Source organism: Sphingopyxis sp. MG, assembly GCF_002953155.1.
Lineage (GTDB): Bacteria > Pseudomonadota > Alphaproteobacteria > Sphingomonadales > Sphingomonadaceae > Sphingopyxis > Sphingopyxis granuli.
Window position 1 is genome coordinate 1,888,391 of sequence record NZ_CP026381.1, and the last position, 12,440, is coordinate 1,900,830.

12 protein-coding genes and 2 tRNA genes are annotated in these 12,440 nt (G+C 66.5%); 6 read left to right on the forward strand and 8 right to left on the reverse strand.

Going from position 1 to position 12,440, the window contains the following annotated elements; translation table 11 throughout:
* The first annotated feature begins 15 nt into the window (after nucleotides 1-15).
* Nucleotides 16-1,206, forward strand: a complete 1,191-nt coding sequence (locus C3E99_RS08825; RefSeq protein WP_076075108.1) for a phospholipase D-like domain-containing protein — start codon at nucleotides 16-18, stop codon at nucleotides 1,204-1,206.
* Nucleotides 1,207-1,211: 5 nt separating this feature from the next.
* Here C3E99_RS08825 and C3E99_RS08830 read toward each other — a convergent pair whose 3' ends face one another.
* Nucleotides 1,212-1,850, reverse strand: coding sequence for a class I SAM-dependent methyltransferase (locus C3E99_RS08830; RefSeq protein WP_067110804.1), 639 nt, complete (start codon nucleotides 1,848-1,850; stop codon nucleotides 1,212-1,214).
* Nucleotides 1,851-1,988: 138 nt separating this feature from the next.
* On the opposite strand from C3E99_RS08830, the gene C3E99_RS08835 reads away from it, so the two are divergent.
* Nucleotides 1,989-3,293, forward strand: a complete 1,305-nt coding sequence (locus C3E99_RS08835; protein ID WP_067110855.1) for an MFS transporter — start codon at nucleotides 1,989-1,991, stop codon at nucleotides 3,291-3,293.
* Nucleotide 3,294: 1 nt separating this feature from the next.
* Here the strand turns inward: C3E99_RS08835 and C3E99_RS08840 are convergent, their stop codons facing one another.
* Nucleotides 3,295-5,625 carry a CDC48 family AAA ATPase gene (locus C3E99_RS08840; RefSeq protein ID WP_067110801.1) on the reverse strand — a complete coding sequence of 777 codons (2,331 nt, stop codon included), beginning with the start codon at nucleotides 5,623-5,625 and terminating at the stop codon, nucleotides 3,295-3,297.
* A gap of 149 nt (nucleotides 5,626-5,774) precedes the next feature.
* On the opposite strand from C3E99_RS08840, the gene C3E99_RS08845 reads away from it, so the two are divergent.
* Entirely contained in the window at nucleotides 5,775-6,653 is an 879-nt protein-coding gene (locus C3E99_RS08845; RefSeq protein ID WP_067110853.1) for a LysR substrate-binding domain-containing protein, read from the forward strand.
* A gap of 6 nt (nucleotides 6,654-6,659) precedes the next feature.
* Here the strand turns inward: C3E99_RS08845 and C3E99_RS08850 are convergent.
* Nucleotides 6,660-6,734: transfer RNA gene (locus C3E99_RS08850), tRNA-Thr, on the reverse strand.
* 115 nt (nucleotides 6,735-6,849) lie between these two features.
* Between C3E99_RS08850 and C3E99_RS20230 the strand changes: the two genes are divergently transcribed.
* Complete coding sequence (locus C3E99_RS20230) at nucleotides 6,850-6,978, forward strand: hypothetical protein (protein WP_255211480.1); 129 nt, start codon at nucleotides 6,850-6,852, stop codon at nucleotides 6,976-6,978.
* Here C3E99_RS20230 and C3E99_RS08855 read toward each other — a convergent pair.
* Together C3E99_RS08855 and C3E99_RS08860 are read right to left on the reverse strand one after the other, a co-directional pair.
* Complete coding sequence (locus C3E99_RS08855; RefSeq protein ID WP_082797145.1) at nucleotides 6,968-7,282, reverse strand: DUF1905 domain-containing protein; 315 nt, start codon at nucleotides 7,280-7,282, stop codon at nucleotides 6,968-6,970. The genes C3E99_RS20230 and C3E99_RS08855 overlap by 11 nt on opposite strands.
* Nucleotides 7,283-7,287: 5 nt before the next feature.
* Nucleotides 7,288-8,223 (reverse strand): peptidylprolyl isomerase, encoded by a 936-nt coding sequence (locus C3E99_RS08860; RefSeq protein WP_067110793.1) that lies wholly within the window; start codon nucleotides 8,221-8,223, stop codon nucleotides 7,288-7,290.
* A gap of 74 nt (nucleotides 8,224-8,297) precedes the next feature.
* On the opposite strand from C3E99_RS08860, the gene C3E99_RS08865 reads away from it, so the two are divergent.
* Nucleotides 8,298-8,388, forward strand: a tRNA-Ser gene (locus tag C3E99_RS08865).
* 113 nt (nucleotides 8,389-8,501) lie between these two features.
* Complete coding sequence (locus C3E99_RS08870; RefSeq protein ID WP_199775083.1) at nucleotides 8,502-9,209, forward strand: endonuclease III domain-containing protein; 708 nt, start codon at nucleotides 8,502-8,504, stop codon at nucleotides 9,207-9,209.
* 58 nt (nucleotides 9,210-9,267) lie between these two features.
* Here the strand turns inward: C3E99_RS08870 and C3E99_RS08875 are convergent, their stop codons facing one another.
* The 3 genes from C3E99_RS08875 to C3E99_RS08885 form a co-directional block, all read right to left on the reverse strand.
* Complete coding sequence (locus C3E99_RS08875; protein ID WP_158682223.1) at nucleotides 9,268-9,507, reverse strand: hypothetical protein; 240 nt, start codon at nucleotides 9,505-9,507, stop codon at nucleotides 9,268-9,270.
* A gap of 122 nt (nucleotides 9,508-9,629) precedes the next feature.
* Entirely contained in the window at nucleotides 9,630-10,856 is a 1,227-nt protein-coding gene (locus C3E99_RS08880) for an alpha/beta fold hydrolase (RefSeq protein ID WP_076075100.1), read from the reverse strand.
* Between the two features lie 563 nt (nucleotides 10,857-11,419).
* On the reverse strand, nucleotides 11,420-12,400 hold the full coding sequence (locus C3E99_RS08885) for an NAD(P)H-dependent flavin oxidoreductase (RefSeq protein ID WP_067113170.1): 981 nt from the start codon (nucleotides 12,398-12,400) through the stop codon (nucleotides 11,420-11,422).
* Nucleotides 12,401-12,440: the final 40 nt, after the last annotated feature.

The window sequence follows — 12,440 nt, forward strand, 5'->3', positions numbered from 1 at the left end:
GCCTATGTCCGGGCGATGACCGAAGCGGCCGATCAAAGCCCGATGCCGGGGCGGCTGACCGCGGCCGTCGCGGGCCATCGGCTCGAACTGCTCTTCTCGGGCAGCGAGCGCCGCGAGCGACTGCACGACCTGATCGCGGGGGCGGTGCGGAACATCGACCTGGTCATGTATATCTTCGCCGACGATTCCGCCGGACGCGCGATGGTCGCGGACCTGACCGCCGCGGCCCGGCGCGGGGTTCGGGTGCGCGCCGTGATCGACAGCTTCGGATCGGCGACGACGCCTGACACTCTGTTCGCGCCGCTGCGCGCGGCGGGGGGCGAGGTAACCTTTTTCTCGCGACGCTGGCGGTCAAGCTATCTGATCCGCAACCACCAGAAGCTGATCCTGATCGACGATGCCATCGCGGTCACCGGCGGATTTAACATCGCCGACACCTATCTGGACGAGCCGCACCGCGATTGCTGGTTCGACCTCGGCCTGATCGTCAAGGGGACCAGCGTCGTCCAGGCGGCGCGATGGTTCGAGCGGCTTCACGCCTATACCGTGCACCACGACGGCAAGCTGCTGATGCTGCGACGCCTGATCCGCACATGGCCGCAGCGGGAAGGCCCCATATCCTGGCTGGTCGGCGGCCCGACGCAGCGCCTGTCGCCATGGGCGCGCGCAGTGCGCAGCGACCTGGAGGGCGCGGCGCGACTCGACATGGCGATGGCCTATTTTTCGCCGGGACAAGGCATGCTGCGGCGGCTGGGACGCGTCGCGCGACAGGGGCGTGCGCGCTTCGTCATGGCCGGGCGGTCGGACAATGCCGCGACGATCGGCGCGTCGCGGCTGCTCTACGGCTATCTATTGCGCCGGCGAGCCGAGGTCTGGGAATATCAGCCGTGCCGGCTGCACATGAAGCTGATCGTCATCGACAATGTCGTCTATATCGGATCGGCCAATTTCGACGTCCGCAGCCTGTTCCTGAATGTCGAAATCATGGTGCGGATCGCCGATGCCAAATTCGCGGCGCGGATGCGCGATTTCCTAGCGGGCCTCGAACCCGATTGCACAATCGTCACCCGATTGTCGCATCGGGCGCGTGCCGGATGGCTGACGCGGCTGCGCTGGACGCTCGCCTGGTTCGTGGTCGGCATCGTCGACTATACGGTATCGCGGCGGCTGAATTTCGGTCTCGCCGATCCCGACCCCGATATCTGAAAGGGTCAGTCCTTCCAGCCCCAGAAGAGGAAGCAGGGCGGGACGTTGACCCATTCGAAGGCGTTGTCGATGCGCCGGAAATGCGTGGCGAGGAAATCGCGCGCACGGGCACGGAACTGATAGACGAGGAAGGCGCCGCCGGGGCGCAGAACGCGGTGCGTCGCGGCGGCTATCGCGGGACCGACTCCGGCGGGCAGCGTCGAGAAGGGCAGACCCGACAGGACATAATCGGCCTGGTCGAAGCCGTGCGCCGCGATGATCGCCTCGACGTCGGCGGCCGACCCGTGCACCGCGATGAAGCGGCTGTCGCGGATGTCCTTGCGCAGATAGGCGATGAAATCCTCGTTGGTGTCGATCGCGATCAACGTCGCGTCGCCCGGCATCCGCTCGAGGACCGGACGACAGAAGGTGCCGACGCCGGGGCCGTATTCGACGAACAGTTTCGTGTTCTTCCAGTCGACGGGCCGCAGCATGTGGCGGATCAGCGTCGGCGATGACGGCACGATCGAACCCACCATGACCGGATGCTTGATGAAGCCTCGGATGAACATGCCCCACGGGCCGAATACGCGCTTGAGCCGCTCGCGAATCCGGCTGAGCGGCGCGATCTTCGATTCATGGGCCTGCGCCCTGGGGTTGGTCATGATGGCTTTCGCATTGTTAGGGTCGGAAATTGCGTGGCAAAGTTGAGGCTCCGGCGCAAGGAAAGAGTCTGGCCCGATGCTGGACAGCGCGCGCTTCCCGTGTAGGGAGAGGCAGGCATGCGGCGAAAGGAGGCGGACATGACGGCGATAGCGCGTTCGATTCCCTCCGACCGCATGGCCGTGCTTTTCGCTATCATGCTTGTCGCCGCGGCCGGCAATACCGCGATGCAGTCGATCCTGCCGGCGATCGGCGCCAAGCTGCATATCCCCGACGTGTGGGTCAGCCTCGCCTTCAGCTGGTCGGCGCTGCTGTGGGTGATGACCGCACCGCACTGGGCGCGCCAGTCGGACAAGCGCGGGCGCCGGGCGCTGATGGCGCTCGGCATCGTCGGCTTCCTCGCCTCAATGGCGCTGTGCGGACTTGCGCTGTGGGCGGGGCTGAGCGGCGCGATCTCGGCGAGCACGACCTTCATCCTCTTCGCGCTGTTTCGCAGCCTTTATGGCGGGCTCGGTTCGGCCTCGCCGCCCGCGGTGCAGGCCTATGTCGCCGCGCGCACCGATGCCGAGGAACGCACGCAGGCGCTATCGCTCGTCTCCTCCTCCTTCGGGCTCGGCACCGTGATCGGACCGGCGATTGCGCCCTTCTTCATCCTGCCCTTCGTCGGACTCGCGGGGCCGCTGCTCGTCTTCGCGCTCATCGGCCTGATCGTGCTGGTGATGCTGCGCTGGCGCCTGCCCAACGACACGCCGCGATTCGCCGCTCGCGGTGCGATCGCCCCCTACCCGCTGTCCGCCGGCCCGGCCGAACCGACCGCGGAGGACGAGAACGACCGCGATCCCTCGACGCAAAAGGCGCTGGGCTGGCGCGACCCGCGCGTGCGGCCATGGCTGCTCGCCGGCTTCTTCGGCGGCCAGGCGCAAGCGATGATGCTGGGAGTCATCGGCTTCCTGATCCTCGACCGGCTGCACCTTCGCCTCAAGCCCGACGAGGGGGCGGCGATCACCGGCATCGTACTGATGGCCGGCGCCTTTGCGACCCTGCTCGCGCAATGGGGGCTGATCCCGCTGCTGAAGATGACGCCGCGCACCACCGTCCTGTACGGCGCGGCGCTCGGCGCGGCCGGCATCCTGCTGACCGGGCTGGCGCAGGATCTGCACGCGATCGTCATCGGCTTCGCCCTCGCCTCGCTCGGCTTCGGGCTGTTCCGGCCGGGTTTCACGGCGGGAGCCTCGCTCTCGGTCTCACGCCGCGACCAGGGCAGCGTCGCCGGCATGACCGCGTCGATCAACGGCTCGGCCTACATCGTCTCACCCGCGGTCGGCGTGCTGCTCTACAACTGGCACGCGATGGTGTCCTACGGCCTGATGGCGCTGTTCTGCGGCTGGCTGGTGCTGTGGGGCTGGTCGGCCCTCCAGCAGGAGGGCCACCAGCCCCAGGCCTGAATCAATCCTTGGCCTCTGCCTCGCCGCCGTGCTTCTGCTCGCGGACCGGCTTGAGCATGCCCGGCGCGAAGAAGCCGATCGGATCGACGCTCATCGCCTGCTGCTTGATCTCGCCCTGGATCTTTTCGTAATCGCGCTCCATCGCCTCGGTGACCGAGGCGCGCGTGTCCTTCAGCGCGGCCTCGAAATCGGCCATCGTCACGATGTCGCTGTCGAGCGAGCGCTTGAGCGCCGCAAGCCCCGCGCGGCGCACCAGATCCTCGAGATCCGCGCCGGTGAAGCGCTCGGTCCGCTCGGCGAGCGTGTCGAGCGATACATCGTCCGCGAGCGGCATCCGGCCGGTATGGATTTCCAGGATGCGTCGCCGCCCCTCGGCGTTAGGTACCGAGACATAGATCAGTTCGTCGAGCCGGCCAGGACGCAGCAGCGCCGGGTCGATCAGGGTCGGGCGATTGGTCGCGCCAATGACAACGACCGACTGCATCTCCTCTATCCCGTCCATCTCGGCGAGGATCGTGTTGACGACGCGTTCGGTCACCTGCGGCTCGCCCGCCCCGCCGCCACCGCGCGCGGGAACGAGGCTGTCGAGTTCGTCGATGAAGACGATCGTCGGCGCCACCGCCCGCGCCCGCGCGAACAATCGCGCGATCTGCTGCTCGCTCTCGCCATACCATTTTGACAGCAGGTCGGACGACTTGATCGCGATGAAATTCGCGTCCGATTCGCGCGCCGCCGCCTTGGCAAGCAGCGTCTTGCCTGTGCCCGGCGGGCCATAGAGCAGAAAGCCCTTGGCAGGGCGGATACCGAGCCGGCGGAACGCCTCGGGATGCTTGAGCGGCAGTTCGATGCCCTCGATCATCTTGTCACGCGCGGCGTCGAGGCCGCCGATATCGCTCCAGCGCGTCCGGGGCGCCTGCACCATCACCTCGCGCATCGCCGACGGCTGCACGCGTTTCAGCGCGTTCAGGAAATCGTCGCGCGTCACCCGCACCTCTTCCAGCACCTCGGGCGGGATCGTCCCGTCCTCGAGGTTGAGCTTGGGCATGATGCGCCGCACCGCCTCGATCGCCGCCTCGCGGGTCAGCGCCGCCATGTCGGCGCCGACGAAACCGAAAGTCGTGCGCGCGAGTTCGTCGAGGTCGACATCCTCGCCCAGCGGCATGCCGCGAGTGTGGATGCCCAATATCTCGCGCCGCCCCTTTTCGTCGGGAACGCCGATCACGATCTCGCGGTCGAAGCGGCCCGGACGGCGCAGCGCCTCGTCGATCGCATCGGGACGATTGGTCGCCGCGATGACGACGAGGTTCGTCCGCGGTTCGAGTCCGTCCATCAATGTCAGGAGCTGCGCGACGATCCGCTTCTCGGCCTCGCCCGTCACCTGCCCGCGCTTCGGCGCGATCGAATCGATCTCGTCGATGAACAGGATCGACGGCGCCGCCTTGGTCGCCTGCTCGAAAATCTCGCGCAGCCGCTTTTCGGACTCGCCATAGGCGCTGCCCATGATCTCCGGGCCGTTGATCAGGAAGAATTGCGCGTCGCTTTCATTCGCAACCGCGCGCGCCAGCCGCGTCTTGCCGGTACCCGGCGGCCCGTGGAGCAGCACCCCGCGCGGCGGATCGACGCCCAGCCGCCGGAACAGTTCGGGATATCGCAGCGGCAGTTCGACCATCTCGCGAAGCTGGTCGATCGTCTCGCCGAGCCCGCCGAGGTCGTCATAGGTGACGTCGGTGCGGCGCGCATCCTGCGGCTCCTGATATTCGGAGAGCAGTTCGACTTCGGTGTTTTCGTCGATGAAAACGACGCCTTTCGGGGTCGCCGACACGACGAGCAGGCGTACCTCGGCCAGTGCATAGGCGGGCGCGTTCAGCATCTGGCGGAGCTGCGGCGGCATATCGCCCGAAGGCAGGCGCTGCTGCCCCGCGGTCGCCACCGTGTCGCCGGCGACGAGCGGCCGCCCGAAAAAGCTGCGCTTGAGCGCCATCGCCGATCCCTGAAGCCGCAGATTCTCCTGCGCCGGGGCAAAGACGACGCGCGTTGCCGGACGCATCTCCACCCGGCTCAGCATCACCACGTCGCCGGCACCGGCGCCCGCATTGGCGCGTTGCAGGCCGTCGAGGCGGATCACTTCCAACCCTTCATCCTCGGGATAGGGGGCGACGATCCGCGACGCAGTGTCACGCTTGCCGCTGATCTGCACCACATCGCCCTCGGTCACGCCGAGCGCGGCCATCGCAGACCGCGGAATGCGCGCGATGCCCGCGCCGCTCTCTTCCGCGCGCAGCGTCGCGACCTGCAGCTTGACCTGCTTTTCCTTCACCGGTGCGTCGGCCAATACCCGTCTCCCGCAAAATGGTCAGAACGGGGAAGATAGGAGGATCGTTCCCCGATTTCACCCCCCGCGGCGGAACGATCGATGACGCGCCGCACAAAATTCTGGCAAGCTTGCCAAGGCCATGCCATCAGCGCCGTCAGGAGACGATGATGCAACGCCTTCCCCCCCTCAGCAGCATGGAGGCTTTTCTGGAGGTCGCGCGCCACGGCACGGTGAAAGCCGCCGCGAGCGAACTCGGCCTGTCGATGCCAGCACTGTCGCGGCGTATCCAGACGCTCGAGCATGCGGTCGGCCGCCCGCTGTTCAATCGGCATCATCATGGCCTGAAGCTCACCGAAACCGGGCGTCAGTTGCAGGATCAGCTCGGCCCGATCCTCGATGATCTGCGGTCGGTGCTCGTCCGCGCCGGCAGCCCGGAAGCTTCGCTCCGCCTGCATCTCAACGTCCTGCCGCTCTTTGCGCAGCAGCGGCTTTTCCCGCGACTGCCCGCGCTACGGCAGCAGCATCCCGAACTGCATATCGACATCGACACCATGTCGCACGCCGAGGCGCGGCTGGGCGAAGGGATCGACGCGGCGATCGCTCTGGCGCGCGCGATCGATCCAGCACTCTACGCGGCCCGGCTCGATCAGAACAAGGTGTTCCCCATCGCATCGCGCGCGCTGACCGACGGCGACCGCCCGATCACGGTGCCTGAACAGCTTCAGCGGATGACCATCCTGCTGCATCGCGAGATGCCCGAAACCTTCAGCGAATGGCGGCAGGCGATCGGCATGCCCTATCTGGAACCGGCGGGGGTCGATTTCTTCGATTCGGGGCCGCTGATCCTGGAAGCCGCGGCGCAGGGCATCGGCGTCGCCTTCATGCACGCGCACCATTTCGACGACGCGCAGGACCCGCGGCTCGTGCGCCTGTTCGATTTCGACGTCGACAGCAGCTACAGCTATTGGTTCGTCTGCCGCCCGCGCGCGCTGCGCCAGCCCGCCGTGAAGCTGTTCCACGACTGGCTGCTGGCGACGAAAATCTGAAAAATATGGTGCTGCTGGACAGGATTGAACTGTCGACCTCTCCCTTACCAAGGGAGTGCTCTACCACTGAGCTACAGCAGCGCCGGCCGGCCGCGGCGACGACGTCGCGGGGCAGGCGCGGCCTATGGCGGGGCGTCCCGCGCCTGTCAAGCTGCGAGGCTTGACGTCGTGCGGATTTCGCGGGCATGGCCGGTGCATGAGTCAGCCGCCCTCCCCCGCCGACCTCGAACGCGAGCGCCGTCTGGCCGAAGCGCTGCGCGCCAACCTGCGCAAGCGCAAGGCAAAGGCGCGCGAGGCGAAGGCTGAAAGCCCGGCTAAAGACTGACCGTCACAGTTACCGCATCGCCCTCGGCCAGCTCTTCGGCCTTTCGCACCGTAGCCTTGACCGGCAACAGCCAGCCACCGCTTTCGCGATGCGGAAAGACCGACGTGTTCCAACGCGTATCGCCGATCGTCGCGCGCACTTTCGCCGATCCGAACCCGCGGCGCCCATCCAGCCATTGCCCGCCGAGCGCCGCCAGCCTGATGCCATCGGCCGCCTCGCCCCCGATCGTAAGGAAATGCCAGACGGCAGGCCCCGTCGCCGATCGCCAACGCCAGAGCGGCGCGGTGACAGTGAAATCCTCCATGCCGACTATTTCTGGGCGGTGGGGCGGATCGGGATCGGGATATTGCAGATGTCGGCGCCGCCCGCCGGCCGGATAAAAAAGGCATCGCGGCGATTGGCGCGCGCGTCGGCATAGCGCGCGAAGCTTTCGCTCTCGGTCGACAGATATTCGAACCGCGGTCGCTGGACTGCGGGCAGATCGCTGGCGAGCCGGATCGACAGGATCGGCACGCGCTCCTCCGCTCGCTCATAGACGCCCAGCGGGCCCGTCCCGCGCGGCAGGCTCGACAGATGCTCGATCCCGCTCACGACGCGTCCGACGAGCGCGATGTTGCGGTCGAGATGGCGCGGCGCGTGGCCGATCACCGTATAGAGTTCGGCTCCGGAGCCGGTATCGGGCGACATGTTGCGACCGACGCCGACCATGGCATAGCAATGGACGGGCCATATCTCTCCATTCTCACCGTGCGCAATAGGCCATCCCCAAAGCGCCTGGCTCGGGGCATAGGGATCGGCGGTCACCGACGCCGAAACGCGCATGGCCCGTGCCGCCGACCAACCCGCGGCCGTTTTCGCGTCCACGACATACTCGCTCTCCGGCACCACCGTCAGCCCTTCCGGCAGCGGTTTCGCTTCGGTCGGATCGCCCCATTGCGCGACATAATTGTCCTGCACGCGGGTGACGGCGGTGCCGTCCCACCAATGCGCGGCGGCGAGTTTGCGGATATTGTCGATCCATCCCTGGCTGAACGGCGCGGGCATAAGTTGGATGATGACGCGCCGAGGCTGCCCCTTCGCATCGGGGGCCAGGTCCATCACGAGCAGGTCCGTAGGCGCGATGGCGATCCACGCTTCGTCCGGAGCGGCCGCCACGATCTCGCCCGGCGCCGGCGGTTCCGCCTGCTGCGCGTGCGACGGAATGGCGAGCGAGGCGGCGACTGCGGCCAGGAACAGATGTCTCATCGGGCCTGTCTGCCACGTCCATGCGACTTGCGAAAGCCTTGCCAACCGATTAGGGGCGCTCGTCCAAGGCATGCGGAGCGGTGGCCGAGTGGTCGAAGGCGCTCGCCTGGAAAGTGAGTATACGGCAAAACCGTATCGAGGGTTCGAATCCCTCCCGCTCCGCCATTTTCCGCCGAATCTAATCCCATAGTGCGACGTGTCGGGACAACCGCAGAGCCCGTCGGCCGCTTTTTTTCCTTGCAATGTTCTCTTTTTGTTCATATTATGAGACTATGCAGATGGCGTTTAGCTTCTGGGCTACAGAAGATATGGAGTGGGTGCGGGATCGGCTAAGATGCCGCTTTGGCTGCCCTGCTGAACCGGTCCGTGTGCGAACGCCCGTCGGCCAGCTGGTGAAGTCGATGATCAGCGGTCGCACACGCGACGCCGTCTCGTTGGGCGCCTATCACCGCCTCGTCGAAATCTATCCCGAATGGTTCAGCATCGCACGAGCGACGACCGCTGAGGTCGAGGAAGTCATCGGCGATGTGACCTTTCCTGATGTAAAAGCGCAATACCTTCGTGATGCCTTGACCTTCGTCGCCGCAGATCGCCCTGATTTCAACCTGACGTTTCTCGGCGCGCTGGACGTGGAGAGCGCGCTCGCGTGGCTGGAACGTCTGCCGGGTGTGGGCCGAAAGGTTTCGGCGTCTACCCTCAACTTCAGCACGTTGCGCATGCCGGCCTTCGTAGTGGACACGCATATACTGAGGATCATGCGTCGATTCGGATTCGTTCGAGGCAAGGCCGACACGCAAACCGTCTATAATCTGACCATGACGGCATTGTCCGACTGGTGTGCGACCGATCTTGCGGAACTCCATGTGTTGATCAAACGCCTGGGTCAGACGGTCTGCCGTGCCGATCGCGCCGATTGTCGAAGCTGCCCGATCCGCCGGCGCTGCCGGGCTGCCACTTTCGGAATCCGAAACTCCCTCCAGAAATAGAAGCGCTTGCGACTTCGAAACCGCAAGCGCTTCATTCCATAAGAGGCGAACCCGGCTGTCAGGGACTGACGGGTGAATCGTCGTCGTTGTCATCGGCGATCGCGATCATCACCGCGATGCCCGCGGCAAGCCCGATCAGACCGATGATCCAGCTTGCGCCGCCGGCGAACTCGCTGTTTTCCTCGCTCGACGATACCGCGCGCGCGCCGTCGAATGCGGGGGCGGCCGAAACCGCAACTGGTGCCGCCACCATCGAAAACGCCGCCAGACAGACGGCGGCTTTGCTCAGATATCTCATGAAGTCCTCCATGTTGGGGCCGGTGTTTCGCGTACATCAACGCGCGAAGGCGTGCCGCGATCCAGCTTCGGCATCGATTCGACGACAAAGCGGCACGGCCGGGGGCAATCGCGTGGTGGGGATCAGGCGAAGTGCAGCTTGCGATACTTGCCGCGAAAATAGAGCAGCGGATCGCGGCGCGGCTCGAAGATCGCCTTCAGCACCCGTCCGACGAGGATGAAATGATCGCCGCCCTCGTGCACCGCATCGCGCGCGCATTCGAAGCTGCCGAGCGACCCCACGAGCACCGGCGTGCCGAACTCGCCGATTTCCCACGGCGTCGCGGCAAAGCGATCCTCCCCCTTGCCGGCAAAGCGGTTCGAGGTGGGCTGCTGCCCGATCTGGAGGACGTTGACCGCGAAATGGTCGGCGCCGCGCAGGATCGCCGCGCTGCCCGAACTGTTCGCGATGCAGACGAGCAGCAAGGGCGGGTCGAGCGAGACCGAGGTGAAGCTGTTCGCCGTCAGGCCGATCGGCACGCCGTCGGGGTCGATCGCGGTCACCACGGTCACGCCCGTCGCGAAGCAGCCGAGCGCGTCGCGAAAGGTGCGCGCGTCGGACCCGGCGCGATATTCGGGCGATTCGCGCGGCACGCGGCGCTCGAGGAAGTCGATCAGATAGGCCCCGAGCGTATCGCTGCGATCGTCGGCGAAGCGCGGCGCCGTATCCTCGACCTCGACGAGTTCGCCGTCGGGAAGCCGATCGACGAAGGACGCGGCATCGTCGCGCGAGGCGAGATCGCTCGTCAGACCGTGGATATAGAGCGTCGGCAGCGCAATCGTCCCGGCCACATCCGCGAGGCGTTCGGCCAGCGCCGCGGTGTCGAACGCATCGGCGAGGCGCGGATCGCAGACGGGCTGCTCCGGCCAGGGGCGGACGGCATCGCGCAGCCATTCGCCGATCCGAAGCGCCGCGCCGCTGTCGTCGCCGACAGGCAGGTCGACGAGCACGAGCCCCGAGGCCAGCAGTGCCGCATCGCGCGCCAGCGCCGCGCTGGCGATCCAGCCGCCGAAAGTCGAGGCGACGACCACCGGCCGCGTACCGAGCTGCGCGAGCACGGCGCGGAGATCCTCGACCATCGCTTCGAAATCATAGCGGCCGTCGGCCGGCCATTCGCTGCCGCCATGCCCGCGCAGGTCGAGGCTGATGACACGGCGCCCGGCCTGTTCGAGCGCATCGGCGAGCCGCGCCCAGACCGCGCGCGTCTGCCCCGCCCCGTGCAGCAGCAGCACCGCGGGATCGTTTTCCGACCCGATGATGTCCGCTTCGAGCCGAACGCCCGCGAAGCCGCGATATTGGACCGTCGTCATGCCATTCCGTCTTCCTTAGCTCCCAGCGCCATGCCGTGCTTTCCCGGGCAAGACCAGCCCGCGAAAGAATATGGCTTCGCTTGATCCATATCAACGCGAGGGCATGCTTCCACCCTATTCTGCCGGACGCAGGTTCGGTGTCGGCCTGTAGCCAACGCGACACGGTCGCGGCGGCCTGCTCCTCGGCACCATCTCCCCACTGCCCCGTCGCCCTGCGGCGGGGCGTTCTTTTTGCACCGTCGACCGCCACCCCGGACCTGATCGATAATGATCCCTTTTCGACAGGTGCCGTTCCCCGGCGAAAGCCGGGGTCCATGCGGGGCGGCGCCATGCCATCTGGACCCCGGCTTTCGCCGGGGAACAGGCCGTTGCGTGTCTGAAGGATATATAGGCCGACTTGATCCGGGGTGACGGCGTCAGGGCGCTTCGGATCCCCGCGCTCACGGGGACACACGGATGCCGCATTCGATGGAATCGTCATTGCGCGCGGCAATCCAGAGCGGCCGCAAGCCGCCCCGGATCGCTTCGCGCCGCTCGCAAGGTCAATCCAACGTCATCGGCCTCTAGCGGCGAAAGCCCGCCAGACGCTGGTCGATGATCGCTTCGGCCTGGCCGATGATGCGGTCGATCAGGTCCTGGCAGCTCGGGATGTCGTGGATCAGTCCCTGCACCATGCCGGCCCAGAAGACGCCCTTGCTGAGGTCGCCGGTTTCGAGCAGTTCGCGACCCGCGGCGCCCGCGACGAGCGGCTGGACGTCCTCGAACTTCGCATCGGGCAGCGACAGGCGGCGCACCACCTCTTCGCTGACCGCGCTCTTGCCGACGCGCGCGGTGTTCTTGAAATTGCGGAAGATCAGGAAGCTGCCGCGCTCGTCATTCTCGACATAGGCCTGCTTCACATTGTCGTGGATCGGCGCTTCCTTCGTCGCGCAGAAGCGCGTGCCCATGTTGATGCCCTCCGCGCCGAGGCTGAGCGCCGCGACGAGGCCGCGTCCGTCGCCGAAGCCGCCCGAAGCGAGCATCGGAATCTTCACCTTGTCGGCGGCCGCCGGGATCAGGATCAGCCCGGGGATGTCGTCCTCGCCCGGGTGCCCCGCGCATTCGAAGCCGTCGATCGAGATGATGTCGCAGCCCGCCCGTTCGGCCGACAGCGCATGGCGCACCGCGGTGCATTTGTGGAGGATGGTGACGCCGTGCGGCTTCAGCATTTCCCAGATTTCGCGCACGGCCTGCGTCCCGGCCGTCTCGACGATCTTCACCCCGCCGTCGATGATCGCCTGCGCATAGGCCTTGTAGTCGGGCGCGTTGATCGTCGGAAACACCGTCATGTTCACGCCGAACGGCTTGTCGGTCATCGACCGGCAGCGCTCGATCTCTTCGCGCAGCGCCTGCGGAGTCGGCTGGGTCAGCGCCGTCAGGATGCCGAGCCCGCCGGCGTTCGACACCGCGCTCGCCAGTTCGGCATAGCCGACGCTCTGCATGCCGCCCTGCACGATCGGATGCTCGATTCCCAGCATCTCGGTGATCCGCGTCTTGAAAGCCATTCGCTGTCCTTCCCTCTGTTCGTTGCCCACATGGTGACGC

Excerpts from the sequence above, each read along its gene's own strand:
- C3E99_RS08855 (WP_082797145.1), bottom strand. The coding sequence starts at position 7,282 with ATGGAGGATTTCACTGTCACCGCGCCGCTCTGGCGTTGGCGATCGGCG.
- C3E99_RS08835 (WP_067110855.1), top strand. The coding sequence starts at position 1,989 with ATGACGGCGATAGCGCGTTCGATTCCCTCCGACCGCATGGCCGTGCTT.
- C3E99_RS20230 (WP_255211480.1), top strand. The coding sequence starts at position 6,850 with ATGAGTCAGCCGCCCTCCCCCGCCGACCTCGAACGCGAGCGCCGTCTG.
- C3E99_RS08830 (WP_067110804.1), bottom strand. The coding sequence starts at position 1,850 with ATGACCAACCCCAGGGCGCAGGCCCATGAATCGAAGATCGCGCCGCTC.
- C3E99_RS08860 (WP_067110793.1), bottom strand. The coding sequence starts at position 8,223 with ATGAGACATCTGTTCCTGGCCGCAGTCGCCGCCTCGCTCGCCATTCCG.
- C3E99_RS08885 (WP_067113170.1), bottom strand. The coding sequence starts at position 12,400 with ATGGCTTTCAAGACGCGGATCACCGAGATGCTGGGAATCGAGCATCCG.
- C3E99_RS08870 (WP_199775083.1), top strand. The coding sequence starts at position 8,502 with ATGGCGTTTAGCTTCTGGGCTACAGAAGATATGGAGTGGGTGCGGGAT.
- C3E99_RS08875 (WP_158682223.1), bottom strand. The coding sequence starts at position 9,507 with ATGAGATATCTGAGCAAAGCCGCCGTCTGTCTGGCGGCGTTTTCGATG.
- C3E99_RS08825 (WP_076075108.1), top strand. The coding sequence starts at position 16 with ATGACCGAAGCGGCCGATCAAAGCCCGATGCCGGGGCGGCTGACCGCG.
- C3E99_RS08880 (WP_076075100.1), bottom strand. The coding sequence starts at position 10,856 with ATGACGACGGTCCAATATCGCGGCTTCGCGGGCGTTCGGCTCGAAGCG.
- C3E99_RS08845 (WP_067110853.1), top strand. The coding sequence starts at position 5,775 with ATGCAACGCCTTCCCCCCCTCAGCAGCATGGAGGCTTTTCTGGAGGTC.